Consider the following 24809-nt stretch of genomic DNA (forward strand, 5'->3'; position numbering starts at 1 on the left):
AAAAATGTTCGACACCCACACGGGGGGTGAGCATCGAAACCAAAAAATATTTGGCACTGACATTCATCGACACACTATTGAGTTCTCAAAGAACACACGCACACACCATCTCCCGGGGATTCCCCCGATCAATCGGTGAGGCAACTTTTACAGCTTAGCGCGGCCAGTAACCCGAAACCAAATCGGGGTCCCAATCGAGCTAGTGTGACCGCCAGGCGCTCCTCGTACTACCTCGTTTCCCTGGCTCAGCGTCTCCGCTCGGCCCCGGGTCGGTGTCCGTGTCGCTCTGACTTGAATAAAGTTACGTGGCGGCTTGCACGATGTCAAATCGCCTGGTCAATACGGGTTTTGGACGACTCGAGATCAACATCCAGGACGGACAAGATCGATTCCGGCCCGCGGACAAGATCAATCAGGTGCCCCGACCCGCTCCACCAGACCGCCCAACGCCTGCAGCTGTTCGACGAAATTCGGGTAACCGCGGTCGATGTGGAAGACGTCGTGCACTTCGGTGGTTCCGTCGGCGACCAGACCCGCGAGCACCAGGCCCGCGCCCGCCCGGATGTCCGAGGACCACACCGGCGCGCTGGACAGCCGAGGAATACCGCGAACAACCGCGTGGTGACCGTCGGTGCGGGCGTCGGCGCCCAGCCGGATCATCTCCTCCACGAAGCGGAACCTCGCCTCGAAGATGTTTTCGGTGATCATCGAGGTGCCGTCCGCGATCGCCGCGAGACCGATGGCCATCGGCTGCAGGTCGGTCGGGAAACCGGGGAACGGCAGGGTCGAGAAGTTCACCGCGCGCGGACGCTCCGGCTGCACCACACGGAAGCCGTCCAGCTCGAAGGAGATTCGCGCGCCCGCCGAACGCAGCTTGTCCAGCACCAGCGAGAGGTGCTTCGGGTTCACGCCGGTGACGCGCACGTCGCCCATCGTCATGGACGCGGCGATCCCCCAGGTCGCGGCGACGATGCGGTCGCCGATCACGCGGTGATCGGTCGGACGCAGTCGCTTCACGCCCTGGATGGTGAGCACCGAGGTGCCCGCGCCACTGATCCGGGCGCCCATCTGCACCAGCATGTTGCACAGGTCGACGATGTCGGGCTCGCGCGCCGCGTTGTCGATGACCGTCTCGCCCTCGGCGAGTACCGCGGCCATCAGGATGTTCTCGGTCGCGCCGACCGACGGGAAGTCCAGCCGGATCCGGGCGCCCTGGAGTTCGTCGGCGCGCGCGACGACGCAACCGTGCTCGATCTCGCTGGTCGCGCCGAGCAAGCGCAGCCCAGCTTGGTGCATGTCGAGGGGACGGGAACCGATCGCGTCGCCGCCGGGCAATGCGACGACCGCGCGCTTGCACCGCGCCATCAGCGGACCGAGCACGCACACCGAGGCGCGGAACTGCGTCACGGCGGGGAAGTCCGCGTGGTACTTCGGCTCGGCGGGCGTCGTGATGGTGACCACGGAACGGTCGCCGGGTGCGTCGTCGGAGATGACGACCTCACAACCCAGCCCGCGCAGCACCTCGGCCATCAGCGGCACATCGAGAATGTCGGGGCAGTTCGTGATCGTCGACGTGCCCTCGGCAAGCAGGGCAGCGGCCATCAGCTTGAGGACGCTGTTCTTAGCGCCTCCTACCGCGACCTCGCCGACGAGCCGATTGCCCCCGGTGACCAGAAACCGTTCGCTCACACTGGGTAGCTTATCCACCGTCGGCGGCGCGCACGCGCGTGTACGCGATCCCGGTGTGCTCCGACACGATCCGAACGGTCGGGATCACGATTCTTTCTTGCCGCCGCCGGGCTGCCACAGAATGTCGCCCGCGGGATTCGTGTACCGGCTCAGGATGAAGAGCAAGTCGGACAGCCGATTGAGGTACTTGGCCGGGAGAACGCTGGTGTCCTCGGGGTGGGCCTCGACCGCGGCCCATGCGGCACGCTCGGCGCGGCGCACCACCGTGCGCGCGGTGTGCAGCAGCGCGGCCAGCGGGGTGCCGCCGGGCAGAATGAACGAATTCAGCGGCGCCAGTTCGGCATTGAACTCGTCGCACCAGCCTTCCAGCCGGTCGATGTAGTCCTGCGTGATGCGCAGCGGCGGGTACTTGGGATCGTCGACCACGGGGGTGGACAGATCCGCGCCGGCGTCGAACAGGTCGTTCTGAACCTGGCGGAGCACCGCGAGCAGGTGCTCGTCCGGTGCGCCGAGCGCGATCGCGACCCCGATGGCCGCGTTGGCTTCGTCGCAATCCGCGTAGGCGACGAGGCGGGGATCGGTCTTGGAGACCCGTGAGAAATCGCTGAGCCCGGTGGTTCCGTCGTCACCGGTCCTGGTGTAGATCCGGGTCAGATGCACACTCATGCGAAAACTCCTCCGCTCGCTACAGGCCGGGCATGCGGCGGGTGCGGTCCGACGGCCGCGATTCCACCCAGGACAGGAAGGCCGCGCGGGCGCCGCGGTCCAGCGCGAGTTCGTAATTGCCCTCGGTGTCGGCCACCTCGGTGACGATGATCTCGTCGGTCATGATGTCGTACTCGTCGCCGCGCGGACCGCGCCGATCGCCGACCTCGATGCCGCGGCGCCGAATCGTGGCGTCCGGGCCGATCTTGAGACTGGTGAGCTTGAAGAAGACGAGGCGATCCTCGTCATAGCGAATGAGACCGTGCCGCCAGCCCTGGCCGCCGTTCGCGGGCAGCACACGCAGGATCGCGGCGGTCCCGCCGCGGCGCAGCATGATCAGTCGGTAGACGGAGATCAACGCCAATGCGACCAGCAGCAGCACCAGAATGATCAAGACAACCATCCCGGTTTGCAATGCTGTCCGTCCTTTCGCTCGGCATCCGCGTCACGAACCGCGGCGGATACCCATCCGTTGCGACATTCAAACACGAGTCTACAAACGGGTGAGCACCTGGGGCTGAATACCATTGTCGGCGGCGAAGATACCTTCGCCGCCGACAATGGGGATGTTCACGACCCGTCAGGGTCTTCAGGCGCTCGCGACCTGCTCGACCGCGCGCACCCGGGCCTGTGCCGCCCGCTGCTGTTCCTCGGTGGCGGACGTGTCGGCCAGCACCTTGCGTGCCGCCTCGACGTCCACCTCACCGGCGAACTCCGCGGACTCGGCCAGGACCCGCACCGTGTTGGCGGTGACCGAGAAGAAACCGCCGTGCACGGCGGCGACGATCCGCTCGCCATCGGTGGACACGATGTTCACCGTGCCGCCCTCGACCAGCTGGCCGAGGAGCGGCTCGTGGCCCGGCATGATGCCGATCTGGCCCTCGGTGGTCTGCGCGCTGACGAACGACGCCTGGCCGGACCAGAGCAGCCGTTCGACGGCGACCAGATCAACTGACATTTCCGCCATGGGTGACTACTTTCCGGCGATCTTCTTCGCGGCCGCCTCGACGTCGTCGAGACCACCGCAGGAGTTGAACGCCTGCTCCGGGAAGTGGTCGAACTCGCCCTTGCAGACCCGGTCGAAGTCGTCGATGGTCTGCTCCAGCGGCACGACCGAACCCACCTGGCCGGTGAACTTCTCGGCCACGATGAAGTTCTGGCCGAGGAACTTCTCCAGACGACGGGCGCGACCGACGAGGACCTTGTCCTCTTCGGAGAGCTCGTCCATACCGAGGATGGCGATGATGTCCTGCAGTTCCTTGTACTTCTGCAGGATGCGCTTCACCTCGTTGGCGACGGCGAAGTGCCGGTCGCCGACGATCGAGGCCTCCAGGATGCGGGAGGTCGAGGTCAGCGGGTCGACGGCCGGGTAGATGCCCTTCTGCGAGATCGGGCGGGAGAGCTCGGTCGTCGCGTCGAGGTGGGCGAAGGTGGTCGCCGGGGCCGGGTCGGTGTAGTCGTCGGCGGGCACGTAGATGGCCTGCAGCGAGGTGATGGACCGACCACGGGTCGAGGTGATGCGCTCCTGCAGCTCACCCATCTCGTCGGCCAGCGTGGGCTGGTAACCGACGGCGGAGGGCATGCGGCCGAGCAGGGTCGACACCTCGGAACCGGCCTGGGTGAACCGGAAGATGTTGTCGATGAACAGCAGCACGTCCTGGTGCTGCACGTCGCGGAAGTACTCGGCCATGGTGAGGGCCGAGAGGGCGACGCGCATACGGGTGCCCGGCGGCTCGTCCATCTGGCCGAAGACGAGGGCGGTGTCCTGGAGGACGCCCATCTCTTCCATCTCCAGGCGGAGGTCGGTGCCCTCACGGGTGCGCTCACCGACGCCCGCGAACACGGAGGTGCCGGAGAACTCACGCGCGATACGGGTGATCATCTCCTGGATCAGAACGGTCTTGCCGACACCGGCGCCACCGAACAGACCGATCTTGCCGCCCTTCACGTACGGGGTCAGCAGGTCGATGACCTTGATGCCGGTCTCGAGGATCTCGGTCTTGCCCTCGAGCTGGTCGAAGCTCGGCGGCTTGCGGTGGATGCCCCACTGCTCGCCGTCGCGGCCGGTGCCCGGCGCGTCGAGGCAGTCGCCGAGGGCGTTGAAGACGTGGCCCTTGACGACGTCACCGACGGGCACCGAGATCGGCTTGCCGGTGTCGGTGACGGTCGCGCCGCGGACCAGGCCGTCGGTCGGCTGCATCGAGATGGTGCGCACGATGTTGTCGCCGAGGTGCTGAGCGACCTCGAGGGTCAGGGTCTTGGCCACCGACGCCAGCTTGATGTCGGCGTTCAGAGCGTTGAAAAGCTCGGGGATCGCGCCACGCGGGAACTCGACGTCCACGACGGGGCCGATGACCCGGACGACGCGGCCTGCGGCGGCGCCGGTCCGGCTCGTGTTGTCTTGAGTGACAGCTGCGGTCATTTGGATAAGTTCTCTTCCTGCGCTTCTAGTCGCGGTCCGAGCTCGACGCCAGCGCGTTCACGCCGCCGACGATTTCGCTGATTTCCTGCGTGATCTGGGCTTGACGCACCGAGTTCGCCTCGCGCTGAAGAACACTCGCGAGTTCGTTGGCGTTGTCGGTGGCCGCCTTCATTGCGGTGCGCCGAGCCGCGGACTCGGATGCCGCTGCCTCGAGCAACGACGCGTAGATACGCGTGTTCACGTACTTCGGCAGCAACGCCGCCAGCAGTACATCGGCGTCGGGCTCGAATTCGTACTGCGCCTGCGGTTCGGCGGTGGGCGAATCGGAGAACGAGTCCGCGCCCATGTCGAAGTTCTCGTCGACGAAGCTGACCTGGATCGGCGCAAGGCGGCGCACCTCCGGGGTCTGCGTCAACATCGACACGAACCGCGTGTACACGATGTGCAGCTCGTCGACGCCCTCGATATCGCCGGTGCCGTGCGGGTGCGGCACCTGACCGTCGGAGCCCGCCATGAAGGCGTCCACCAGGTGGCCACAGGCCGCCGAGGCGTCGGTGTACTTCGGCTGCTGCGAGAAACCGGTCCACGCCGAGACCAGCGGGCGGTTACGGAAGGTGTAGTACGTGAGGCCCTTGTTGCCCATCACGTACAGCACCGGCTCCTTGCCCTCGCCGCGCAGGGTGGTCATCAGCTCTTCGGCGCGCTTGAGCACGTTGGAGTTGTAACCACCGCACATGCCGCTGTCACTGGTGATCACCAGGACGGCGGCGCGACGCGGGTTGGCGCGTTCGGTCAGCAGCGGATGCGCCAGGTTCTTCGACGCGCTCGCGAGCTCGGCGAGGACCTTGGTGATCTCTTCCGCGTACGGCTTGGCGGCCGCAACCCTGGCCTGGGCCTTGGAGATTCGCGAGGTCGCGATCAGCTCTTGGGCCTTGGTGATCTTCTTGATCGAATTCACACCACGAATGCGGGAGCGCAATTCACGCAAGCTTGCCACGGTTCACACTCCCTTCATTCGCCAGATTCCAATAGCGCATTGCTCGCCCGATTACTTCTCGACGTGCTTGCGGGTGACCGACAGCGACTCGACCTCTTCGTGGTCGAGCTCGCCCGCCTCCGCCTCGTTCACCACACGGCTGCCGTCGGAGGCGAGGAAGCCCTGCTTGAACTTGTCGGTGGCCGCCTTGATGGCGTCGCCGTTCTCGGCGTCGAGGACCTTGCCGCCCTCGATCGACTTGAACGCGTCGGCCGCGCTGCGGTGCAGGTCCTCGAGCAGCTCCGCGTTGAAGCGGCGGATGTCGGCGACCGGAACCGAGTCGTAGTAACCGGCGTCGACGAGGTAGATCGAGACGATCTGGTCCTCGACCGCGACCGGGGAGTACTGGTCCTGCTTGAGCAGCTCGACCCAGCGGGCGCCGCGCTCGAGCTGCGCCAGCGAGGCGGCGTCGAGGTCGGAGGCGAAGGCGGAGAACGCCTCCAGCTCGCGGTACTGCGCCATTTCCAGACGCAACGAACCGGCGACCTTCTTCATGCCCTTGGTCTGGGCGGCGCCACCGACACGGGAGACCGAGGTACCGACGTTGATCGCCGGGCGGACGCCCTTGTTGAACAGGTCGGACTCGAGGAAGACCTGGCCGTCGGTGATGGAGATGACGTTGGTCGGGATGAACGCCGAGACGTCGTTGGCCTTGGTCTCGATGATCGGCAGACCGGTCATCGAGCCCGCGCCCATCTCGTCGGAGAGCTTGGCGCAGCGCTCGAGCAGACGCGAGTGCAGGTAGAAGACGTCACCCGGGTACGCCTCGCGGCCCGGCGGGCGACGCAGCAGCAGCGAGATGGCGCGGTAAGCCTCGGCCTGCTTGGTCAGGTCGTCGAACACGATCAGGACGTGCTTGCCCTGGTACATCCAGTGCTGGCCGATGGCCGAGCCGGTGTAGGGGGCCAGCCACTTGAAGCCGGCGGAGTCGGAGGCCGGGGCCGCGACGATGGTGGTGTACTCCATCGCGCCGTGCTCCTCCAGCGCGGCCTTCACGCCCGCGATGGTGGAACCCTTCTGGCCGATGGCGACGTAGATGCAACGCATCTGCTTGGTGGGGTCGCCGGACTCCCAGTTGGCCTTTTGGTTCAGGATCGCGTCGATGCAGACGGCGGTCTTGCCGGTCTTGCGGTCGCCGATGATCAGCTGACGCTGGCCGCGGCCGATCGCGGTCAGCGCGTCGATGGCGGTGATGCCGGTGGCCATCGGCTCCTCGACCGGCTGGCGCTCCAGCACGGTCGCGGCCTGCAGCTCCAGCACGCGGCGCTCTTCGGACTCGATCTCGCCGAGGCCGTCGATCGGCTGACCGAGCGGGTTCACCACGCGGCCGAGGAACTTGTCGCCGACCGGCACCGAGAGCACGTCACCGGTGCGGCGAACCTGCTGACCCTCTTCGATCTCGGCGAACTCGCCGAGGATGACCGCACCGATCTCGCGGTCCTCGAGGTTCAGCGCCACGCCGAGCACGCCGCCCGGGAACTCGAGCAGCTCGTTGGCCATAGCCGAGGGCAGGCCGCTGACGTGCGCGATGCCGTCGCTGGTGTCGGTGACCACACCGACTTCTTCGATGGACGTCTGGGGGGTGTAGCTCTGGGTGTAGCTCTCGATCGCGCTACGGATCTCGTCGGAGGAGATCGTCAGCTCCGCCATGTTCTTCCTGCTCTCGCTGTAAGGGTCTCGAATGTCGGTGTTGGCGCCGGTGCCGGGCCGGCAGAGCCGGACTACGCCAGCTCGCGGCGCAGCCGCTCCAGTCGGCCGGTGGCGCTGCCGTCGATCACGTCGTCGCCGACGCGCACGACCAGCCCGCTCAGCAGGCTCTGATCGACCTCGACGTGCACCGTGATCGGCTTGCCGTAGATGCGCTGCAGGGAGGCGGCGAGCCGCTCCCGCTGCTGCGGCGTCAGGGCGATCGCGGCGCGCACGTGCGCGACGATCTGGTCACGCCGGGCGGCGGCCAGGTCGGACAACTCGTCGAAGGCCGGGCCGAGGCCGGTCCGCTGCCGTGCCACCGCCTGCTCCGCGAGGGTCACGGTGATGGTCTCGGCCTTGCCGGACAGCAGCCCGGAGATCAGCTCGCGCTTGGCCGAACCCGGCTTCCCGCGATCGGACAGCGCCTGCTCCAGCTCGGGGTTGTCGGCGATGATCCGGCCGAGCCGGAACAGCTCGTCCTCGACCGCCTCGAGCCTGCCGCTGTCCGCGGCCGACTCCAGCAGGGCCTCCTGGCCGAGCAGCACCAGGGTGTCGACCAGGTCGGAGGTGCGCGACCAGTCCTGGGCCACCGCGGTGGTCAGCACCGCCAGGGTGGCGGGGCTGACCTTGCCGCCGAAGACCCGCTCGCTCAGCTCGGCGCGCACCGAACCGGGCACCGACACGTCCGCGAGCGCAACACGCAGCGAACGCTGGTCGTCCAGCACGGCGACAGCGGCGAACAGTTCCGAGCCCGTCGTGGCGGCAACACTGTCGCTTCCGGTCAGAGCGGCCCGAAGCGCCTCCCGGGACCGGGAGCTGGCCTCGCGGCTCGCTGCGTACATGCTTCTCACTTTCGCGTCGTTACCTTCCGACCCCGATGCCGGCGTCGGTCTCGTCGAGTTCGCTGAGGAACTTCTCGATCGAGGCCGCCTGCTTGGCTTCGTCCGAAACCGACTGGCCGATGATCTTCTCGGCCAGGTCGACGGCCGTGCGGCCGACTTCGGAGCGCAGTTCGGTGAGGATCTGCTGGCGCTGGGCTTCCAGCTGGGCGTGGCCAGAGGCCACGATGCGGTCGCTTTCGGCCTGGGCCTCCGAGCGCATCTGCGCAAGGATCTGCTGGCCCTGGGTGCGCGCGTCCTCACGGATGCGCGCGGCCTCGAGGCGGGCGTCCGCCAGCTGCTGCTGGTACTGCTGCAGCGTCTGCTGGGCTTCTTCCTGCGCGGCCTCGGCCTTGGCGATACCGCCTTCGATCTTGTCGGCACGCTCGTCCAGCACCTTGGTCAGGCGCGGGATGACGTACTTGTAGAACAGCACCGCGATGATCGCGACGCAGACCACCGACCAGACGATGTCGTACGTTTCGGGGACGAGAGGATTCACATCCTCTCCGCCCTCCGCTGCGAGTACTGCGAACTCGTACATCGGAATCAGAAGATGAAGCCGGCGACGAGGCCGATCAGGGCCAGCGCCTCGGTGAACGCGATACCGAGGAACATGTTGGTACGGATCGTGCCCTGCAGCTCGGGCTGACGGGCGATACCCTCGATCGCCTTACCGACGACGATACCGACGCCGATGCCCGGGCCGATGGCGGCCAGGCCGTAGCCGACGGCGCCGAGGCCCTTCAGCGTCGACTCGTTGGCAGCTTCCTGGGCCAGGTACGAGAGGCTCATGAGTCTTCTTTCCCTTTCTGTTGCTCACCCGCCGGGCGGCGCGGTGTAGCAGGTCTCCGGTGATGGGTAGTGCGGTCAGTGAGAATCGGCGTGCTCGGCGAGGCCGATGTACACGGCGGTCAGCAGCGCGAACACGTAGGCCTGCAGGAAGATGACCAGCATCTCGAACAGGGTGAACCCGAGTCCCGCGAGCAGCGAGAACGGCGAGAAGACCTTCATCCACGCGGCGGCGTCGAACAGGAAGAACCAGGTCGCGCTGAAGAACAGCACCAGCATGATGTGGCCGGCGAGCATGTTCGCCATGAGTCGGACGGTCAGCGTGAACGGGCGAAGGATGAAGGTCGAGACGAACTCGATCGGAATCAGCAGGACGTGCAGGGCGGGCGGCACGTTCGGCACCACGATGCTGCTGCGCATGTAGGTGAGGAAGCCGAACTTCTTGATGCCCACGTAGTTGAACGCGATGTAGGCGACCGCCGCGAGCACGATCGGCATACCGATTCGGGCGTTCGAGGAGATGTTCAAGCCCGGAACGATGCCGGAGAAGTTCAGAAAGAGGACCGTGAAGAAGATCGTCGCGATCAGCGGGAAGAACTTGCGGCCGGTTTCCTTACCGAGCACCTCTTCCGCAATCTGCTCCTTGACGAAGACCAGTCCGATTTCGGCGACATTCTGTAGGCCGCGCGGAATGATTCGGGGACTCCGGAAGGCCAGCAGCATGACGGCGACGAGCACGGCGGTCATGATCAGCCGGACCAGCATCAAACGATCGAGTTCGAACGGCGTTCCCTCGAACAGCAAAGCTGGAGGGAAGAAGTCGGTTAGCGACGGCGCGTGGAACTCACCCGCCGCCAAAGTGGTGACGCTCAGCGTTCTCTCCCGTGTTCGGGCCGCGGGTACGGTCATTCCCGCGGTTCGATCGGACATTGACGATCAATTTGGGTCGACTCAGGTCGGCTCGAAATTCGTCAGCAGCTGCGCGGCAATCCCGCTCGGGCGGCGTCTGTACGTGTGTCGGCGACATCGTCGACATGCAGAACCGGAACCCTCGGAGCCCGGCACGGCAGTAAGCATAGCGGTACTCGGAGGGATCGTGGGATCCCCCCTCGCTTGGTCGCTTGCTTACCAACACTTTACCAAGTTATCTACGACGCTGTGTAGGGGGGTGAAGTCATTCCTGTTCGGCGGCCGGGTCGGAGTCCCCCGCGGTGGTCGAGACATACGGAACCTTCTGTCGCAGAACGCCGTACGTCTCCGCGCCGAGCACGATGACGAGGGCGCCGATGACGGTCAGGAACAGCGCCACCCGGTTGTAGAAATCGAACTGGTTGAGCACCGCGACCGCGATGAGCACCAGCAGCACCTTGCCGACCCAGCTGGCCAGCATGACCAGGCCCGCTGTGCTCGGCGGCAGCTTCGCGCCGAAGAGCACGACCGCGGCCGTGGTGAGGATGAAGACGCCGCCGATGGCCGCGCCGAGCAGCGCGCCCCACAGCCCGGGCAGCCCGGCGACGGCGGTCGCGATCGCGGCGCTCAGGACCACCAGGACCGCCAGCCCGATCAGGCCGTAGCGCAGCGCCGACTTCAGCGGCGCGTCGGGGCCGGGGATGGGGTTCGGAGTGAAGGTCACGGCTACCGACTTTACTCAGACGCCTGCTGCTCGGCCGCCGCCTCCCCGCGCCGCAGCCCTGGAACGGCGGTCACGACGAGGGCGAAGACGAGCCCCCCTGCCATCAGCAGCACCACGATTCGACGGTCCATCAACGAGGTACCGACCGCCCCGAATGCCAGTACACCGACCCACAAATAGATCAGCAGCACGACGCGTCGATGGGAATGGCCGATCTGCAGCAAACGGTGGTGCAAGTGCATTTTGTCCGGCGTGGAGAAACTCACACCCGCCCGCACCCTTCGCACGATCGCCAGCAGCAGATCCAGCACCGGAATGAACATCACGGCGCCGACCAACAGCAGTGGCGAAAGCAGACCGACGATGTCGCGCGGACCATAGCCTTGCAGCGGAATTCGACCCGAGGCGCCGGTGGAGACCGACGCGAGCATCAGGCCGATCAGCATCGAACCCGAGTCGCCCATGAATATCCGGGCGGGCTGGAAATTGTGCGGCAAAAACCCCGCACACGCACCGGCGAGCGCCGCGGCGAGCAGCGCAGGCGGGTAGGTGTTCACGTCACCGCCCTGCTCGTAGAGCAACCCCACGGAGAACACGAAAACGGCGGCGGCGCAGATGAAGCCGAGGCCGGCGGCCAGACCGTCCAGGCCGTCGACGAAGTTCATCGCGTTGATCAGCGTCACCGTCACGGCCACGGTCACCAGACCACCCTGCAGCGCGTCGAGCACCACGGTGGAATTGTTGAACGGGTCGTAGATGACGTACCAGCTCAGTCCCATGACGGCCATCACGCCGCCCGCCGTCACCTGGCCTGCGAATTTGGTGAGCGCGTCGAGTCCCCAGCGATCGTCGACGATGCCGACGAGCACGATGATGGTCGCCGCCACCAGCACCGCGGGTATGTCGACGGCGTAGTCGAACCCGCGGCGCAGGGCGGGCAGCTGGTGCGCGAAGAGCACCGCGGCCACCACGCCGATGTACATGCCGACGCCGCCCATCCGTGGGATCGGCTTGACGTGCACGTCGCGCTCACGCGGCACGGCGACGGCGCCGAACGAGATGGCGAGCAGCCGGATGCCGCCGGTGGCGAGGAAGGTCACCGTGGCCGAGATCAACAGGACGAGCAGGAGCTCGCGAAGCGGAACGACCGAGCCGGAGCCGGAAATCATGCGACCTTTCTCCCGCTCACCGCGCGGGGGAAATGGTCAGCTCGTCCGGTGACATGCCGAGCACCTCGGCGATCTCGGCCACCGGGACCGCGCCCTCGCGCAGCACGCGGGGCTGATCCGCGGTGAGATCCACGATGGTGGAGGCGACCGCGTGCTCGGCAGGACCGCCGTCGAGGTACACGCCGACCAGGCTGCCGAGCTGCTCGCGGGCCTCGGCGGCCGTCTTGGCGGGCGGCTGGCCCGAGATGTTGGCGCTGGACACCGCCAGCGGGCCCACCTCGCGCAGCAGATCGAGCGCCACCGGGTGCAGCGGCATCCGCAGCATCACGGTGCCGCGCGTGTCACCGAGGTCCCACGCCAGCGAAGGCGCTTGCTGCACAACAAGACTCAGACCACCCGGCCAGAAGGCGCGGATCAGCTCGCGCGCCTGCGGGCGCACCGAGAAGACCAGTCCGTCGATCGTGTGCCACGAACCGACCAACACCGGCACCGGCATGTCCCTGCCGCGGCGCTTGGCCGCGAGCAGCTCGCTCACCGCGGTGGAATCGAAGGCGTCGGCCGCCAAGCCGTACAACGTGTCTGTGGGCATCACCACCAGTCGCCCGGACTTCAGGGCGCTGGTCGCTGCGGACAGTCCGGCGGCGCGCGAATCGGGATCCGCGCAGTCGTAGACGGTACTCACGGCCCCCATCCTGGCACATGGTGCTGGTGGGGCGTCAGGTGCGGGTAGCGACGACGAAGCGGGGTTTGCCTGCGAGGTCGGGGTGTTCGACGACATCGGTGAAATCACCGGTCTCGGTGAGGAGGGCGGCGAGGGCCGAGCCGTTGGTGTCGTCGTGCTCGATGGCGGTCGCGCCGCCCGGACGCAGCAGACGGGCGATGTTGGGCACCATCCGGCGGATGACGTCCAATCCGTCCGGCCCGCCGAACAGCGCCAGGTGCGGGTCGTGGTCGGCGACCTCGGGGTCGAGCACCGCACCATCGGGGATGTAGGGCGGGTTGGACAGCAGCAGGTCGACCTTTCCGTTCAGCTCGGTGAGCAGGTTCGGATCGGTGACGTCGTCGGCGTACAGGGTGATCGGGGTGTCGCCGTCGGCGATGCGGTCGTCGGCATTGCGGCGTGCCCATTTCAGGGCGGCCGGGTCGATCTCGATGGCGTGCACCTGGGCATCGGGCCGCGCGTGCGCGACAGCGAGCGCGAGCGCGCCAGAACCGGTGCAGAAATCGATGACGATCGGCTGGTGATCGTGCGGCAGCGTCTCCAAATAGGCCAGCGCCCAAGCGAAGAGCAGTTCGGTCTCCGGTCGCGGCACGAAGACGCCCGGCCCGACCGCGAGATCGATCTGTCCCATCGGGGCGACGCCGGTCAGATGCTGCAACGGAATGCGCTCGGCGCGCCGGTCGACCAGGGCGCGGTAGTCCGCGACGAGCACCGGATCCACCAGCGGCACCAGGGCCAAACGCGTCCGCTCGACACCGAGCACATGCGCGGCGAGTTGCTCGGCGTCCGCGCGCGGACTCGGCACGCCCGCGGCCTGCAATTGTTCCGCGGCTTCGTTGATCACCGCACGCATAGACACTCGACCCACCACCCCACTCTCGCCGATTTCCGTCGCGCCCATCGTTCACTTCCCGGAATTGGGTCGCCCAGCCACGCGGACGCCGCGCCGGAACTTATTCGGCCGCCATGCGGGCCTCGCGGTCGGCCTTGCCGAGCGCGTCGAGGAGCGCGTCGAGGTCGCCGTCCAGCACGGAGTCGAGGTTGTGCGCCTTGAAGCCGATGCGGTGATCGGTGATCCGGTTCTCCGGGAAGTTGTAGGTGCGGATGCGCTCGGAACGGTCCACCGTGCGGATCTGGCTGGCGCGACCGGCCGCGGCCTCCTGCTCGGCCTGCTCCTCGGCGAGCGCTTGCAGGCGCGCCGCGAGGACCTGCATGGCGCGGGCCTTGTTCTGCAGCTGCGAGCGTTCGTTCTGGCAGGTCACGACGATGCCGGAGGGCAGGTGCGTGATGCGGACGGCGGAGTCGGTGGTGTTGACGCCCTGGCCGCCCTTGCCGGACGAGCGGTAGACGTCGATGCGCAGATCGGATTCATCAATCTGCACCTCTTCGACCTCGTCGGGCTCGGGGTAGATGAGCACGCCCGCCGCGGAGGTGTGGATGCGGCCCTGCGATTCGGTCACCGGAACGCGCTGCACGCGGTGCACGCCGCCCTCGAACTTGAATCGCGACCAGACGCCGTCGCGCACCGCGTCGCGGCTCTTGATGGACAGCGTCGCGTCTTTGTAACCGCCGAGGTCGGAGAAGGTCGCGCCGAGGACTTCGACCTTCCAGCCGTGCCGTTCGGCGTAGCGGATGTACATGCGGGCCAGGTCGGCGGCGAACAGCGCCGATTCCTCGCCGCCCTCGCCGGACTTCACTTCGAGCACCACGTCGTCGCCGTCGTGCGGGTCGCGGGGGGCGAGCAGGTCGGCGAGCGCCTGCTCCAGCTCCTCCACCTGACGCCGCAAATCCGGGATCTCGGCGGCGAAGGCCGGATCGTCGTCGGCCAGTTCCTGCGCGGCGGCCAGATCGTCGTGCGCGCTCTTCAGCTTGTTGTAGGTGGCCATGATCGGGGCGAGCTCGGCGAACCGCTTGCCGACGCGGCGCGCGGCGCCCGGATCGTTGTGCAGCGTCGGATCGGACAGCTGCGTTTCCAGTCCCGCGTGCTCGGCCAGGATGTCGTCGATCGCGGACGGCTGCGTCATGATGCTTCCTTCTCTCGGGTCCCGGCCTGTGCCGGGTCGGCATTTCTCGTCATCCGGCGCCGGGCATGGCCTGGGCACCGGGCCAACAAATGCGCCGACGCCCGGCCTGCAGTGCAGAACCGGGCGTCGGCGAGGAAGCTACTTGGCGTCGGCGTCGGCCTTCTTGCCCGCGCGCTTGCCGTAGCGAGCCTCGAAGCGGGCCACGCGGCCACCGGTGTCCAGGATCTTCTGCTTGCCGGTGTAGAACGGGTGGCACTGCGAGCAGACCTCGACGGTGATGTGTCCCGACTCCTTGGTGCTGCGAGTCTGGAAGGTGTTGCCGCAACCACAGACCACCGTGGTGTCGACATACGTCGGGTGGATTCCTGCCTTCATGGATGGTGTCCTCTCGATAGTGGTCGCCGGGTCGCCACGAGGGGCGTGAACCGGAACCGCTGGTTCCAAACTCTGCGTCGCAGAGGTCGGCGGGATTGTCTGCGGGACGCAGACGCACAGCGGTCCAGTATGCCAGAACCGCTACTACGCACCCAAAACACACCGGGCAACCATTTTGTTCCCTGCTTCGTGTATCTAAGGCAACCTCCGCAAACGCAGCACCCCAGAAAGTGAGGGCACGCGGTTTCTCCGCACCTACGGAACCCTTAAGTCGAGTAGTCCGCTACTCGGGAAGGCGAACAGCACTGTTCATAGAGTTCGTAGGTGTCGAGTTCCCCCTGCACATCGGCGTGCCGAGACAGAAAGGAGAACGCTATGAACAGCCGAATCGCCCTCGCGGTGTTCGTCCTGTTGATTCTCACTGTCGCGGTGGGCTGGTTTGCGATCCCCGAGACCACATCGTCCGCCGCCTACACGACCGCGGATACGGCCGCGTACTACGAGCGGCACTCCGCCGAGGCGGACGACGACGTCGCGGTGTCGGCTACGACGAGGTTGCTCGCCTGCATGATCGCCGGTGCGGCCGCGATCGGCCTGATCTTCTTCCGGCCGTACATGCCGAAGGGGCCCCGCGATCGCGAAGCCCCTTCGGTGGCACGGCAATTCGTACCGCTACTCGTCCAACGCGCCCGGCGCGGTCTTGCTGACCTGCATCAGGAACTCGAGGTTGTTCTTGGACTTCTTCAAGCGATCGATCAGCAGGTCGATCGCCTGGTGCGAGTCCAGGCCGGAAAGCACGCGGCGCAGCTTGTGCAGCACCGCCGCCTCGTCTGGGCTCAGCAGTAGCTCGTCCTTGCGGGTACCGGACGGGTTGACGTCCACCGCCGGGAACACGCGCCGTTCCGCGATCTTGCGGTCCAGCTTGAGCTCGGCGTTACCGGTGCCCTTGAACTCCTCGAAGATCACCGTGTCACCGGTCGAGCCGGTCTCCACCATGGCGGTGGCGATGATCGTCAGCGAGCCGCCGTTCTCGATGTTGCGCGCCGCGCCGAGGAACCGCTTGGGCGGGTACAGCGCGGTCGAGTCGACACCACCGGAGAGGATTCGGCCAGAGGCAGGCGAGGAGTTGTTGTACGCGCGGCCCAATCGGGTGATCGAGTCCAGCAGCACCACAACGTCTTTGCCCATTTCGACGAGTCGCTTGGCGCGCTCGATGGCCAGCTCGGCGACCGAGGTGTGATCGCTCGGCGGACGGTCGAAGGTCGAGGCGATGACCTCGCCCTTCACCGAACGCTGCATGTCGGTGACCTCTTCGGGACGCTCGTCGACCAGCACCACCATCAGGTAGCACTCGGGGTTGTTGGTCGCGATCGCGTTCGCGATGTCCTGCATGATCGTGGTCTTACCGGCCTTCGGCGGGGACACGATCAGCGCGCGCTGGCCCTTGCCGATCGGCATGATCAGGTCGATCACGCGGGTCGTCAGCTTGTTGGGCTGGGTCTCCAGCCGTAGCCGCTGGTTCGGGTAGAGCGGGGTCAGCTTGCTGAACTCGGGACGCCGCTTGGCCGCCTCGACGTCGCCGCCGTTGACCGTGTCCAGCCGCACCAGCGGATCGAACTTCTGCCGCTGGTTGGCCTGCTCGCCGTCGCGCGGAGCCCGCACGGCGCCGGTGATCGCGTCACCGCGACGCAGGCCGTTCTTGCGGACCAGGTTCATCGAGACGTAGACGTCGTTCGGTCCGGCGAGGTAGCCCGAGGTGCGGACGAACGCGTAGTTGTCCAGCACGTCGAGGATGCCCGCGACCGGCTGTAGGACGTCGTCCTCGCGGATCTCGAGCTCGCGGCTCTCACCGCCGCCGGTCTCACGGTCACGCCCCCGACGACGCTCACGGAACCGGCGACCACGGCGACCGCGACCGCCTTCCTCGTCGTCACCACCGCGACCGCCCTCGCCGCGACCGCCCTCGCCGCGACCGCCCTCGCCGCGACCACCGTCGCCGCGACCGCCCTGGGCGCGCTGCTCACCGTTCTGACCGCGCTCGCCCTGGCCGCGCTCGCCCTGGCCACGCTCGCGGCGCCGTTCGCCCTGCTCGGCTTCCGGCTTCTGCTCGTCACCACGCGCCTCGGCGGTCTCACCGCCGCCGGAACGCGCCTGGTCACGGCCGCGACGCTGCCGACCACGGCCGCGCTGACCACCTTCGCGGCCGGACTCTTCGCTGGTCTCGGCGGCGGGGGCGGAATCGGTCTGCGACGACTCGGCGGGCGCGGACTTCGAAGGAGCGGGATCGGCGGGTGCCTCGGGCGCGGGCGCGGCGGCCTTCTCGGCGGGCGCGGCTTCCTTCGCCTTGGCCTCCTTGGCCGGGGCCTTCTCCTTCGCCGGCGCGGGCGTCACGTCGAGGGCCGCCTGCTCGGCCTTCTCGCCGCGCGCGGGCTTCTCCGACTTGGCGGGCTTACCGGCCTGGTTCTCCTTGATGGCGGCGATCAGATCACCCTTGCGCATACCGGAGGTGCCTCGGATACCGAGTTCCCCCGCCAGCGCGCGCAACTGCGGCAACAACATTCCAGTCAGCCCCGATCGTGCGACGTCGGTTTGTTCGCTCATCTTCGAAATCTGTCCGGATTCACTTTCGCGGCCGCCCGAGGAACTTGGGTTGGATTCCACCCCGGGTGTCGCGAGCAGGTCCGTATCTGTCACGGAAATCCTTTCCTTCCCTCGACCGCCGTGTGCTGTTTCGAGGGTTCGTCCCGCAGTCCGGGCACTCTGCCGGACTCGGTATTGCCGTATCGCCTGCCCCGCCGGACCGGAGGCTTCGCCACCGGTTGTGAAAGGTGGGAGAGATCATTCCAGTTGCGCAGCTACGCAGTACCCCCATGGCCTGGAGGCTCGAGCCTGGAGCCTGCTGGAGCGATTGCCCTGATGAAGCACCGGCGTCTGATGCGCACGATGTACGGACTTGCTCAGAATAGCTGGCAACTGTGAACCTCGGCAAGGCAGACGCGCCGTCAGTCGACCTGGACGCCCTCGGCGAGTCCTGGCTCGACCACCCGGAGGCCGTCGGCGGCCGCGAGTTCGCGGAGTTCCGCTGGGAATTCGCTGGTACCGAGAGCCAACACGGTCGGACCCGCGCCCGAGACGGTCGCCGGAATGCCTGCCGCGCGCAACCGCTCGATCCACGCCGTGGTGAGCGGTAGCGCGGGAGCACGCTGGCCCTGGTGCAGCCGGTCGGCCGTAGCGGGCATGAGCAGGTCGGGACGCTGGGTCAGCGCGACGACGGCCAGCGCGGCCCTGCTGACATTGAAGGCGGCGTCGCCGTGCGGCACGGTCTCGGGAAGCAGACCCCTTGTGTGCGCGGTGGACGAGCGGACCTCGGGAATCAGCACCACCGGGCGCAGCGTCGGGTGCGGATCGAGCCGGACGGCGCGGTACACCCGGCCGTGCTCGGGAATGTCCGCGCTCGCCTCGGTCGCGTCGGCGGCGGTCTCGGTCCAGGACACCACGATCCCGCCGAGCACGCTGGCCGCCGCATTGTCCGGGTGGCCTTCGAATTCGGAGGCCAGCTGCACCAATCGTGCGGCGCCGACGGCCAACTCGGGATCCAGCTTCGCGGCGAGCGCACAGCCGGCGGCCAGGCCGCCGACCACTGCCGAGGCCGAGGAGCCGAGCCCGCGCGAATGCGGAATCACGTTGCGGCACACCACATCGAGGCCGTCGGCCCACACACCGACGGACTCCAGGCCGCGTTCGATGGCACGCACGACGAGATGCGAAGGGCCCCACGGGACATCGTCGGCGCCCTCACCCTCGACCCGGATCGTCAAGCCGGAATCGGTGGTGCGCACCTCGATCTCGTCGTAGATGCCCAAAGCCATACCGAGGGAGTCGAATCCGGGCCCGAGGTTGGCGCTCGACGCGGGCACCCGCGCCGTCACGGAGAGTCCGGCGGGCAGGGTCCGCGACATCAACTGGCTTTCGCGGGAACTCAACTCAGGCCAGCTCGAGTCGGGCGGCGACCGCGACGGGGTCGACCGCGATCGGCTGCACCTGCGGCATGCCGAGCAGCGCGGTGTCGGGGTCCTTGAGGCCGTTGCCGGTGACGGTGCAGACCACCGTCAGGCCCGCGTCCAGCCAGCCTTCCTCGCGGGCCGCGAGCACACCGGCCACGCTGGCCGCGGACGCGGGCTCGACGAAGACGCCTTCCTTGGCCGCGACCAGGCGGTACGCCGCGAGGATCTCCTCGTCGGTGGCCGCGCGGAACGCGCCGCCGGACTGCTCCTTGGCCTCCACCGCGCCGTTCCAGGAGGCGGGGGCGCCGATCCGGATGGCGGTGGCGATGGTCTCCGGGTCCTTCACCGGGGCGCCGTTGACCAGCGGAGCCGCACCGGCGGCCTGCACGCCGAGCATGCGGGGCAGGCCGTCGGTGATGCCGTCGGCGTAGTACTCGCGGTAACCGCGCCAGTACGCGGTGATGTTGCCCGCGTTGCCCACCGGGAGCGCGTGCACGTCCGGCGCCTTGCCGAGCACGTCGCAGATCTCGAACGAGGCGGTCTTCTGACCCTCGATACGCGCCGGGTTCACCGAGTTCACCAGGCCGACGGCCGGGAAGTCGGCGGTCACCTTGCGCGCCAGCTCGAGGCAGTCGTCGAAGTTGCCCTCGACCTGGATGATCTGCGCGCCGAGCATGACGGCCTGGGCCAGCTTGCCCATCGCGATCTTGCCCTGCGGGATCAGCACCGCGCAGCTCATGCCCGCCCTGGTGGCGTACGCCGCGGCCGACGCCGAGGTGTTGCCGGTGGACGCGCAGAGCACCGCCTTCTGACCGCGGTACTTGGCGTCGGTCATGGCCATGGTCATGCCACGGTCCTTGAACGAGCCGGTCGGGTTGGCGCCCTCGACCTTGAGGTACACCTCGCAGCCGGTCAGCTCGGACAGGAACGGCGCGGGCACCAGCGGGGTGCCGCCCTCGAACAGCGTGACCGGCTCCCAGTCGGCCGCACCCGCGAGCCGATCACGGTAGGCCGCGATCAGACCCGGCCAGCGGGAGTGCACCCCCGCCTGCGGGGCGACGCCAGTGGTACTCATTCCTCGGTGCCTTCCAATCTCAAAACGCTGGTCACTGATGTGACGGACGCCATCTCCGCCAAGGCCGACACGGTGTCCGCGAGCGCCGACTCCACCGCGTGGTGGGTCACCACGACCAGGCGCGCACCCTCGCCGTGCCCTTCCTGACGGACGGTCGAAATGCTCACCCCGTGCTTGGCGAATTCGCCCGCAACCTTGGCAAGGACGCCTGGGACGTCTTCGACCTGCAGGTTCACGTGGTAGCGGGTGGGCGTATCGCCGATCGGCGCGATCGGTAGCTCAGCATAAACCGATTCGCCCGGTGCGCGGCCACCGAAGAACTTGTTGCGTGCGGCCATCACCAGGTCGCCGAGCACCGCGGAGGCGGTCGGAGCGCCGCCCGCGCCCTGCCCGTAGAACATCAGCCTGCCCGCGTTCTCGGCCTCGACTACCACGGCGTTGAACGCGCCGCTGACCGCCGCCAGCGGGTGCTTGCGCGGGATCAGCGCCGGGTAGACCCGCACCGAGACGCGCTCCTTGCCGCCCTCGGCCAGGCTCGGCTCGCCGGGGCCCGCGTCCACGCGCTCGCAGATCGCCAGCAGCTTGACCGTGCAGTTCACCGCGGACGCGGTCTCCAGGTCCTCCGCGGTGATCTTGGAGATGCCCTCGCGGTACACATCGGCGGCGGTCACGCGGGTGTGGAAGGCCAGCGACGCCAGGATCGCGGCCTTGGCCGCCGCGTCGTAACCCTCGACATCGGCCGTCGGGTCGGCCTCCGCGTAGCCGAGGCGGGTGGCCTCGGCGAGGGTCGCCGAGTAGTCCGCGCCGGTCTCGTCCATGGCCGAGAGGATGAAGTTCGTGGTGCCGTTGACGATGCCGACGACGCGGTTCACCCGGTCACCGGACAGCGACTGGATCAGCGGGCGCACCACCGGGATGGCGCCCGCGACGGCGGCCTCGAAGTACAGGTCGGCGCGGTTGCGTTCGGCGGCCGCGGCGAGTTCGCCGGTGTAGTCGGCCAGCAGCGCCTTGTTGGCGGTCACCACGGATTTGCCCGCGTTCAGCGCGGCCAGGATCAGTCGGCGCGCGGGATCGATGCCGCCGATGACCTCGACGACCAGGTCGACGTCCGGGCGGTCGACCAGCGCGTCCGCGTCGGTGGTCAGCAGTTCGGCGGGCAGGCCGCGATCCTTCTCCAGGCTGCGCACCGCGACGCCGCGAAGCACGACGGGCGCGCCGACGCGCGAACGCAGGTCGTCGGCGTGCTCGCGCAGAATCCGCACGACCTCGGTGCCGACATTGCCCATGCCGAGGACCGCGACGCCGATCGGGCGATCGGTCCCCCAGGTTCCGTTCTTGGCCACTTCGGTCATGCGTCAACCTCCAGACTCAACAGATCTGCCACCGTTTCCCGGCGCAGCACCAGTCGCGGCTGACCGTCGCGGACGGCGACGACCGCCGGACGGGTCAACTGGTTGTATCGACTGGACATCGAATAGCAATACGCTCCGGTCGCGGCCACCGCCACCAGATCGCCGGGGCCGACGTCGGCGGGCATCCAGGTGTCGCGGATGACGATATCGCCACTCTCGCAATGCTTTCCGACAACACGCGCGACGACCGGCTGCGCGTCCGATGAGCGCGAGACCAAGCGGCAGTCGTAATCGGCCTGGTAGAGCGCGGGACGGATGTTGTCGCTCATGCCGCCGTCGACGCTCACGTAGCGGCGGCGCAGGCCGGCGTCCAGCGAGACGTCCTTGGTGGTGCCGACCTCGTAGAGGGTGACGGTGCCGGGTCCGGCGATGGCGCGGCCCGGCTCGACCGCGATGGTCGGCTCGGGCAGACCCGCACGGGCCGCCTCCTCGGCGACCAGGCGGCGCAGGTTCGCCGCGAACTCGCCCAGCGGCGGCGGGTCGTCGTTCGGCAAGTACGAAATACCCAGTCCGCCACCGAGATCCAGCGTCGAGATCTGCGCAGTGCGCTCCACGCCGAACTTGTCGATGGCCTCGCGCAGCAGGCCGAGCATGCGGCGCGCGGCGATCTCGAAACCGTCGATCTCGAAGATCTGCGAGCCGATGTGCGAGTGCAGGCCGACCAGCCGCAGGTTGCTGGCCTCGAAGACGCGGGCGAGCGCTTCCATGGCGTCGCCGCCCGCGATCGAGAAGCCGAACTTCTGGTCCTCGTGCGCGGTCGAAATGTATTCGTGGGTATGGGCTTCCACGCCGACAGTGACGCGGACCAGCACGTCCTGCACCACGCCGGCGCGTCCGGCGACCGCCTCTAGCCGATCGATCTCGATCAGCGAGTCGACCACCACGTGGCCGACACCGGCCTGCACCGCGGCCTCCAGCTCGGTGACGGATTTGTTGTTGCCGTGCAACGCGATTCGCTCGGCGGGGAAACCGGCGTGCAGCGCGATGGCGAGCTCGCCGCCGGAGCAGACGTCCAGCGAGAGGCCCTCGTCGCGGATCCAGCGGGCGATCTCGCCGCAGAGGAACGCCTTGGACGCGTAGTGCACCCTGGTGTTGGGGCCGAAGGCCTGCACCATGTCGCGGCAGCGGGAACGGAAGTCGTCCTCGTCCACAACGAACAGCGGGGTACCGAACTGCGCGGCGAGGTCGTGCACCGGCACACCGGCCAGTCGCACCACACCGTCGGCGTCGCGAGAAGCGTTGCGCGGCCAGACATTCGCGGGCAGGTCGATCATCTGCTTCGGATCGGTGGGCTGTTCCGGCAAGCTGGGGGCGTGCGGGATGTCCGCGTGGCGTGGCCCGGCCGGGTGCGCGCTCATAGTTGTTCCTTCCTTACCGCACGCGCCGAGCACGTGGACAGATACGAATTCCCGAGTTGCCCGCGCACTACATGCGCTCCGGTGCGCTGACGCCGAGCAGGCCGAGGCCGTTGGCCAGCACCTGACGGGTGGCCTTCACCAGCTCGAGGCGGGCGGACTTGAGCGGCGTGACCGGCTCGTCGCCCTTGGGCAGCACCCGCATGTCGTCGTCGGACTGGAACGGGTGGTAGGCGCCCGCGAGTTCCTCCAGGTACCGCACCACGCGGTGCGGTTCGCGCATCTCCGCCGCCGTCGCGACCACCCGGGGGTACTCGCCGAGGGTACGGATCAGCTCGCCCTCGCGGTCGGCGGTCATCAGACCGAAATCCGGTGCCACCGAAGCGAAGTCGAACGCGGCCGAGTTGTCGATGATGCGGCAGGAACGGGCGTGCGCGTACTGCACGTAGTAGATGGGGTTCACGCTGTCCTGCTTGGTCCACAGGTCCAGATCGATATCGATGCTGGAATTCACCGAGGACCGCACCAGCGAGTAGCGGGCGGCGTCGACGCCGATCGCCTCGACCAGGTCGTCGAGCGTGACCACGGTGCCCGCGCGCTTGCTCATGCGAACGGCCGCACCGTCTTTCACCAGATTCACCATCTGGCCGATCAGCACCTCGACGGTGTCCGGGTCGTCGCCGAACGCGGCGGCCGCGGCCTTGAGGCGGCCGATGTAGCCGTGGTGGTCGGCGCCGAGCATGTAGATGCACAGGTCGAAGCCGCGGGCGCGCTTGTCGTGGAAGTAGGCGATGTCACCGGCGATGTAGGCGGACTTGCCGTCGCTCTTGATGACGACGCGGTCCTTGTCGTCGCCGTACTCGGAGCTGGCGATCCACCAGGCGCCGTCCTTCTCGTACAGCTTGCCGGAGGACTTGAGCTCCTCGACGGCCTTGTCCACCGCGCCGGAGGCGAACAGCGAGCTCTCGTTGAAGTAGACGTCGAAGTCGGTGCCGAACTCGTGCAGGGTCTGCTTGATGTGGGCGAACATCAGCTCGACGCCCTCGCGGCGGAACACCTCGTGCCGCTCGTCCTCGGGCAGGTCGACGACGCCGGGGTTGCCCGCGACGACCTGGTCGGCGATCTCGCCGATGTAGGCGCCCGCGTACCCATCCTGGGGGGTCGGCGCGCCGGTTGCGGCGGCCACCAGGGAGTTGGCGAACCGGTCGATCTGCGCGCCGTGGTCGTTGAAGTAGTACTCGCGGGTGACGTCGGCGCCTTGCGCGGCCAGAATGCGGCCGAGCGCGTCGCCGACCGAGGCCCAGCGAGTCCCGCCGAGGTGGATCGGGCCGGTCGGGTTCGCCGAGACGAACTCCAGGTTGATCCGGCGGCCCGCGAGCGCGTCGGCGGTGCCGTAGGACACGCCCGCCGCGAGCACCTTTTGCACGATCGCGCCCTGCGCGGCGGCGGCGAGGCGGATGTTCAGGAAGCCGGGGCCAGCGACCTCCGCCGAGGAAACGCCCTCGGTGGCGCTCAGCGCGTCGGCCAGCCAGGTGGCCAACTCGCGGGGATTCGTTCCGGCCTTCTTGGCCACCTGCATCGCCACATTCGTGGCATAGTCACCGTGTTCCGGATTGCGGGGGCGCTCCACGTTGACCTCGTCGGGCAGGACCGCGGGGTCCAGTCCACGTTCGACAAGCACCTTCGCCGCGGTGGAGCGAAGGAGATCTGCAAGGTCAGCTGGAGTCACGAGTCTCTATCCTATGGTCTGGGCAGGTGTACGCCGTCGGGCGGGCACTGCCCCGGATCCGTCCGCAATGAACAGCACAGCGGTTCATCACATCGAGAGAG

The 24809-nt window shown here is 67.8% G+C and carries 23 protein-coding genes; all 23 read right to left on the reverse strand.

What is annotated here, in order from left to right; genetic code table 11:
- Positions 1 to 408 precede the first annotated feature (408 nt).
- The 23 genes from murA to argS all read right to left on the reverse strand — a co-directional run bounded on the left by murA (position 409) and on the right by argS (position 24708).
- The gene (gene murA, locus NAM01S_RS20305) at positions 409 to 1689 is read right to left on the reverse strand and encodes a UDP-N-acetylglucosamine 1-carboxyvinyltransferase (RefSeq protein ID WP_067787575.1); all 1281 of its coding nucleotides are present in this window, start codon (positions 1687 to 1689) and stop codon (positions 409 to 411) included.
- A gap of 84 nt (positions 1690 to 1773) precedes the next feature.
- Positions 1774 to 2355: a cob(I)yrinic acid a,c-diamide adenosyltransferase gene (locus NAM01S_RS20310; RefSeq protein WP_067787576.1), complete on the reverse strand. Its 582-nt coding sequence runs from the start codon at positions 2353 to 2355 to the stop codon at positions 1774 to 1776.
- Positions 2356 to 2374: 19 nt separating this feature from the next.
- Positions 2375 to 2797: a DUF2550 domain-containing protein gene (locus NAM01S_RS20315; RefSeq protein ID WP_067787578.1), complete on the reverse strand. Its 423-nt coding sequence runs from the start codon at positions 2795 to 2797 to the stop codon at positions 2375 to 2377.
- A gap of 186 nt (positions 2798 to 2983) precedes the next feature.
- Positions 2984 to 3361: a F0F1 ATP synthase subunit epsilon gene (locus tag NAM01S_RS20320; RefSeq protein ID WP_067787579.1), complete on the reverse strand. Its 378-nt coding sequence runs from the start codon at positions 3359 to 3361 to the stop codon at positions 2984 to 2986.
- A 6-nt stretch (positions 3362 to 3367) separates the two neighbouring features.
- A complete protein-coding gene (atpD, locus tag NAM01S_RS20325) occupies positions 3368 to 4816 on the reverse strand; it encodes a F0F1 ATP synthase subunit beta (protein WP_067787581.1) in 1449 nt (482 codons plus the stop codon).
- 25 nt (positions 4817 to 4841) lie between these two features.
- Entirely contained in the window at positions 4842 to 5813 is a 972-nt protein-coding gene (locus NAM01S_RS20330; RefSeq protein WP_067787583.1) for a F0F1 ATP synthase subunit gamma, read from the reverse strand.
- A gap of 51 nt (positions 5814 to 5864) precedes the next feature.
- Positions 5865 to 7502, reverse strand: a complete 1638-nt coding sequence (atpA, locus tag NAM01S_RS20335; protein ID WP_067787584.1) for a F0F1 ATP synthase subunit alpha — start codon at positions 7500 to 7502, stop codon at positions 5865 to 5867.
- A 71-nt stretch (positions 7503 to 7573) separates the two neighbouring features.
- Positions 7574 to 8383 (reverse strand): F0F1 ATP synthase subunit delta, encoded by an 810-nt coding sequence (locus NAM01S_RS20340; RefSeq protein ID WP_067787586.1) that lies wholly within the window; start codon positions 8381 to 8383, stop codon positions 7574 to 7576.
- 19 nt (positions 8384 to 8402) lie between these two features.
- Complete coding sequence (locus tag NAM01S_RS20345) at positions 8403 to 8963, reverse strand: F0F1 ATP synthase subunit B (RefSeq protein ID WP_067787588.1); 561 nt, start codon at positions 8961 to 8963, stop codon at positions 8403 to 8405.
- Positions 8964 to 8968: 5 nt separating this feature from the next.
- Positions 8969 to 9214, reverse strand: coding sequence for an ATP synthase F0 subunit C (locus tag NAM01S_RS20350; protein ID WP_011207590.1), 246 nt, complete (start codon positions 9212 to 9214; stop codon positions 8969 to 8971).
- Between the two features lie 75 nt (positions 9215 to 9289).
- Positions 9290 to 10120 (reverse strand): F0F1 ATP synthase subunit A, encoded by an 831-nt coding sequence (atpB, locus tag NAM01S_RS20355; protein WP_097247165.1) that lies wholly within the window; start codon positions 10118 to 10120, stop codon positions 9290 to 9292.
- Between the two features lie 265 nt (positions 10121 to 10385).
- Positions 10386 to 10844, reverse strand: coding sequence for a Cg1360 family ATP-synthase-associated protein (locus tag NAM01S_RS20360; RefSeq protein ID WP_067787591.1), 459 nt, complete (start codon positions 10842 to 10844; stop codon positions 10386 to 10388).
- A gap of 11 nt (positions 10845 to 10855) precedes the next feature.
- A complete protein-coding gene (locus tag NAM01S_RS20365; protein ID WP_067787593.1) occupies positions 10856 to 12013 on the reverse strand; it encodes a glycosyltransferase family 4 protein in 1158 nt (385 codons plus the stop codon).
- A 16-nt stretch (positions 12014 to 12029) separates the two neighbouring features.
- The gene (locus NAM01S_RS20370) at positions 12030 to 12695 is read right to left on the reverse strand and encodes an L-threonylcarbamoyladenylate synthase (RefSeq protein ID WP_067787872.1); all 666 of its coding nucleotides are present in this window, start codon (positions 12693 to 12695) and stop codon (positions 12030 to 12032) included.
- 34 nt (positions 12696 to 12729) lie between these two features.
- On the reverse strand, positions 12730 to 13587 hold the full coding sequence (gene prmC / locus NAM01S_RS20375; RefSeq protein WP_301318101.1) for a peptide chain release factor N(5)-glutamine methyltransferase: 858 nt from the start codon (positions 13585 to 13587) through the stop codon (positions 12730 to 12732).
- A 100-nt stretch (positions 13588 to 13687) separates the two neighbouring features.
- Positions 13688 to 14758 carry a peptide chain release factor 1 gene (prfA, locus tag NAM01S_RS20380; protein ID WP_067787594.1) on the reverse strand — a complete coding sequence of 357 codons (1071 nt, stop codon included), beginning with the start codon at positions 14756 to 14758 and terminating at the stop codon, positions 13688 to 13690.
- A 138-nt stretch (positions 14759 to 14896) separates the two neighbouring features.
- Complete coding sequence (gene rpmE, locus NAM01S_RS20385) at positions 14897 to 15133, reverse strand: 50S ribosomal protein L31 (RefSeq protein ID WP_067787595.1); 237 nt, start codon at positions 15131 to 15133, stop codon at positions 14897 to 14899.
- 672 nt (positions 15134 to 15805) lie between these two features.
- Positions 15806 to 17827, reverse strand: a complete 2022-nt coding sequence (gene rho / locus NAM01S_RS20390; protein ID WP_067787597.1) for a transcription termination factor Rho — start codon at positions 17825 to 17827, stop codon at positions 15806 to 15808.
- Between the two features lie 308 nt (positions 17828 to 18135).
- Complete coding sequence (gene thrB / locus NAM01S_RS20395; RefSeq protein WP_067787598.1) at positions 18136 to 19092, reverse strand: homoserine kinase; 957 nt, start codon at positions 19090 to 19092, stop codon at positions 18136 to 18138.
- 25 nt (positions 19093 to 19117) lie between these two features.
- A complete protein-coding gene (gene thrC / locus NAM01S_RS20400) occupies positions 19118 to 20212 on the reverse strand; it encodes a threonine synthase (RefSeq protein WP_067787599.1) in 1095 nt (364 codons plus the stop codon).
- A complete protein-coding gene (locus NAM01S_RS20405) occupies positions 20209 to 21564 on the reverse strand; it encodes a homoserine dehydrogenase (protein WP_067787600.1) in 1356 nt (451 codons plus the stop codon). Before NAM01S_RS20405 ends, thrC begins: the two co-directional genes overlap by 4 nt.
- Complete coding sequence (lysA, locus tag NAM01S_RS20410; RefSeq protein ID WP_067787602.1) at positions 21561 to 22982, reverse strand: diaminopimelate decarboxylase; 1422 nt, start codon at positions 22980 to 22982, stop codon at positions 21561 to 21563. The genes NAM01S_RS20405 and lysA overlap by 4 nt, the downstream gene beginning before the upstream one ends.
- Before the next feature lie 67 nt (positions 22983 to 23049).
- Positions 23050 to 24708 (reverse strand): arginine--tRNA ligase, encoded by a 1659-nt coding sequence (gene argS / locus NAM01S_RS20415; protein ID WP_067787603.1) that lies wholly within the window; start codon positions 24706 to 24708, stop codon positions 23050 to 23052.
- Positions 24709 to 24809: the final 101 nt, after the last annotated feature.

Origin of the sequence: Nocardia amikacinitolerans NBRC 108937 (assembly GCF_001612615.1) — a bacterium.
Classification (GTDB): domain Bacteria; phylum Actinomycetota; class Actinomycetes; order Mycobacteriales; family Mycobacteriaceae; genus Nocardia; species Nocardia amikacinitolerans.

Excerpts from the sequence above, each read along its gene's own strand:
- NAM01S_RS20310 (WP_067787576.1), bottom strand. The coding sequence starts at position 2,355 with ATGAGTGTGCATCTGACCCGGATCTACACCAGGACCGGTGACGACGGA.
- NAM01S_RS20315 (WP_067787578.1), bottom strand. The coding sequence starts at position 2,797 with ATGGTTGTCTTGATCATTCTGGTGCTGCTGCTGGTCGCATTGGCGTTG.
- NAM01S_RS20320 (WP_067787579.1), bottom strand. The coding sequence starts at position 3,361 with ATGGCGGAAATGTCAGTTGATCTGGTCGCCGTCGAACGGCTGCTCTGG.
- atpD (WP_067787581.1), bottom strand. The coding sequence starts at position 4,816 with ATGACCGCAGCTGTCACTCAAGACAACACGAGCCGGACCGGCGCCGCC.
- atpA (WP_067787584.1), bottom strand. The coding sequence starts at position 7,502 with ATGGCGGAGCTGACGATCTCCTCCGACGAGATCCGTAGCGCGATCGAG.
- NAM01S_RS20340 (WP_067787586.1), bottom strand. The coding sequence starts at position 8,383 with ATGTACGCAGCGAGCCGCGAGGCCAGCTCCCGGTCCCGGGAGGCGCTT.
- NAM01S_RS20345 (WP_067787588.1), bottom strand. The coding sequence starts at position 8,963 with ATGTACGAGTTCGCAGTACTCGCAGCGGAGGGCGGAGAGGATGTGAAT.
- NAM01S_RS20350 (WP_011207590.1), bottom strand. The coding sequence starts at position 9,214 with ATGAGCCTCTCGTACCTGGCCCAGGAAGCTGCCAACGAGTCGACGCTG.
- atpB (WP_097247165.1), bottom strand. The coding sequence starts at position 10,120 with ATGACCGTACCCGCGGCCCGAACACGGGAGAGAACGCTGAGCGTCACC.
- NAM01S_RS20365 (WP_067787593.1), bottom strand. The coding sequence starts at position 12,013 with ATGATTTCCGGCTCCGGCTCGGTCGTTCCGCTTCGCGAGCTCCTGCTC.
- prmC (WP_301318101.1), bottom strand. The coding sequence starts at position 13,587 with ATGCGTGCGGTGATCAACGAAGCCGCGGAACAATTGCAGGCCGCGGGC.
- prfA (WP_067787594.1), bottom strand. The coding sequence starts at position 14,758 with ATGACGCAGCCGTCCGCGATCGACGACATCCTGGCCGAGCACGCGGGA.
- rpmE (WP_067787595.1), bottom strand. The coding sequence starts at position 15,133 with ATGAAGGCAGGAATCCACCCGACGTATGTCGACACCACGGTGGTCTGT.
- thrB (WP_067787598.1), bottom strand. The coding sequence starts at position 19,092 with ATGTCGCGGACCCTGCCCGCCGGACTCTCCGTGACGGCGCGGGTGCCC.
- thrC (WP_067787599.1), bottom strand. The coding sequence starts at position 20,212 with ATGAGTACCACTGGCGTCGCCCCGCAGGCGGGGGTGCACTCCCGCTGG.
- NAM01S_RS20405 (WP_067787600.1), bottom strand. The coding sequence starts at position 21,564 with ATGACCGAAGTGGCCAAGAACGGAACCTGGGGGACCGATCGCCCGATC.
- lysA (WP_067787602.1), bottom strand. The coding sequence starts at position 22,982 with ATGAGCGCGCACCCGGCCGGGCCACGCCACGCGGACATCCCGCACGCC.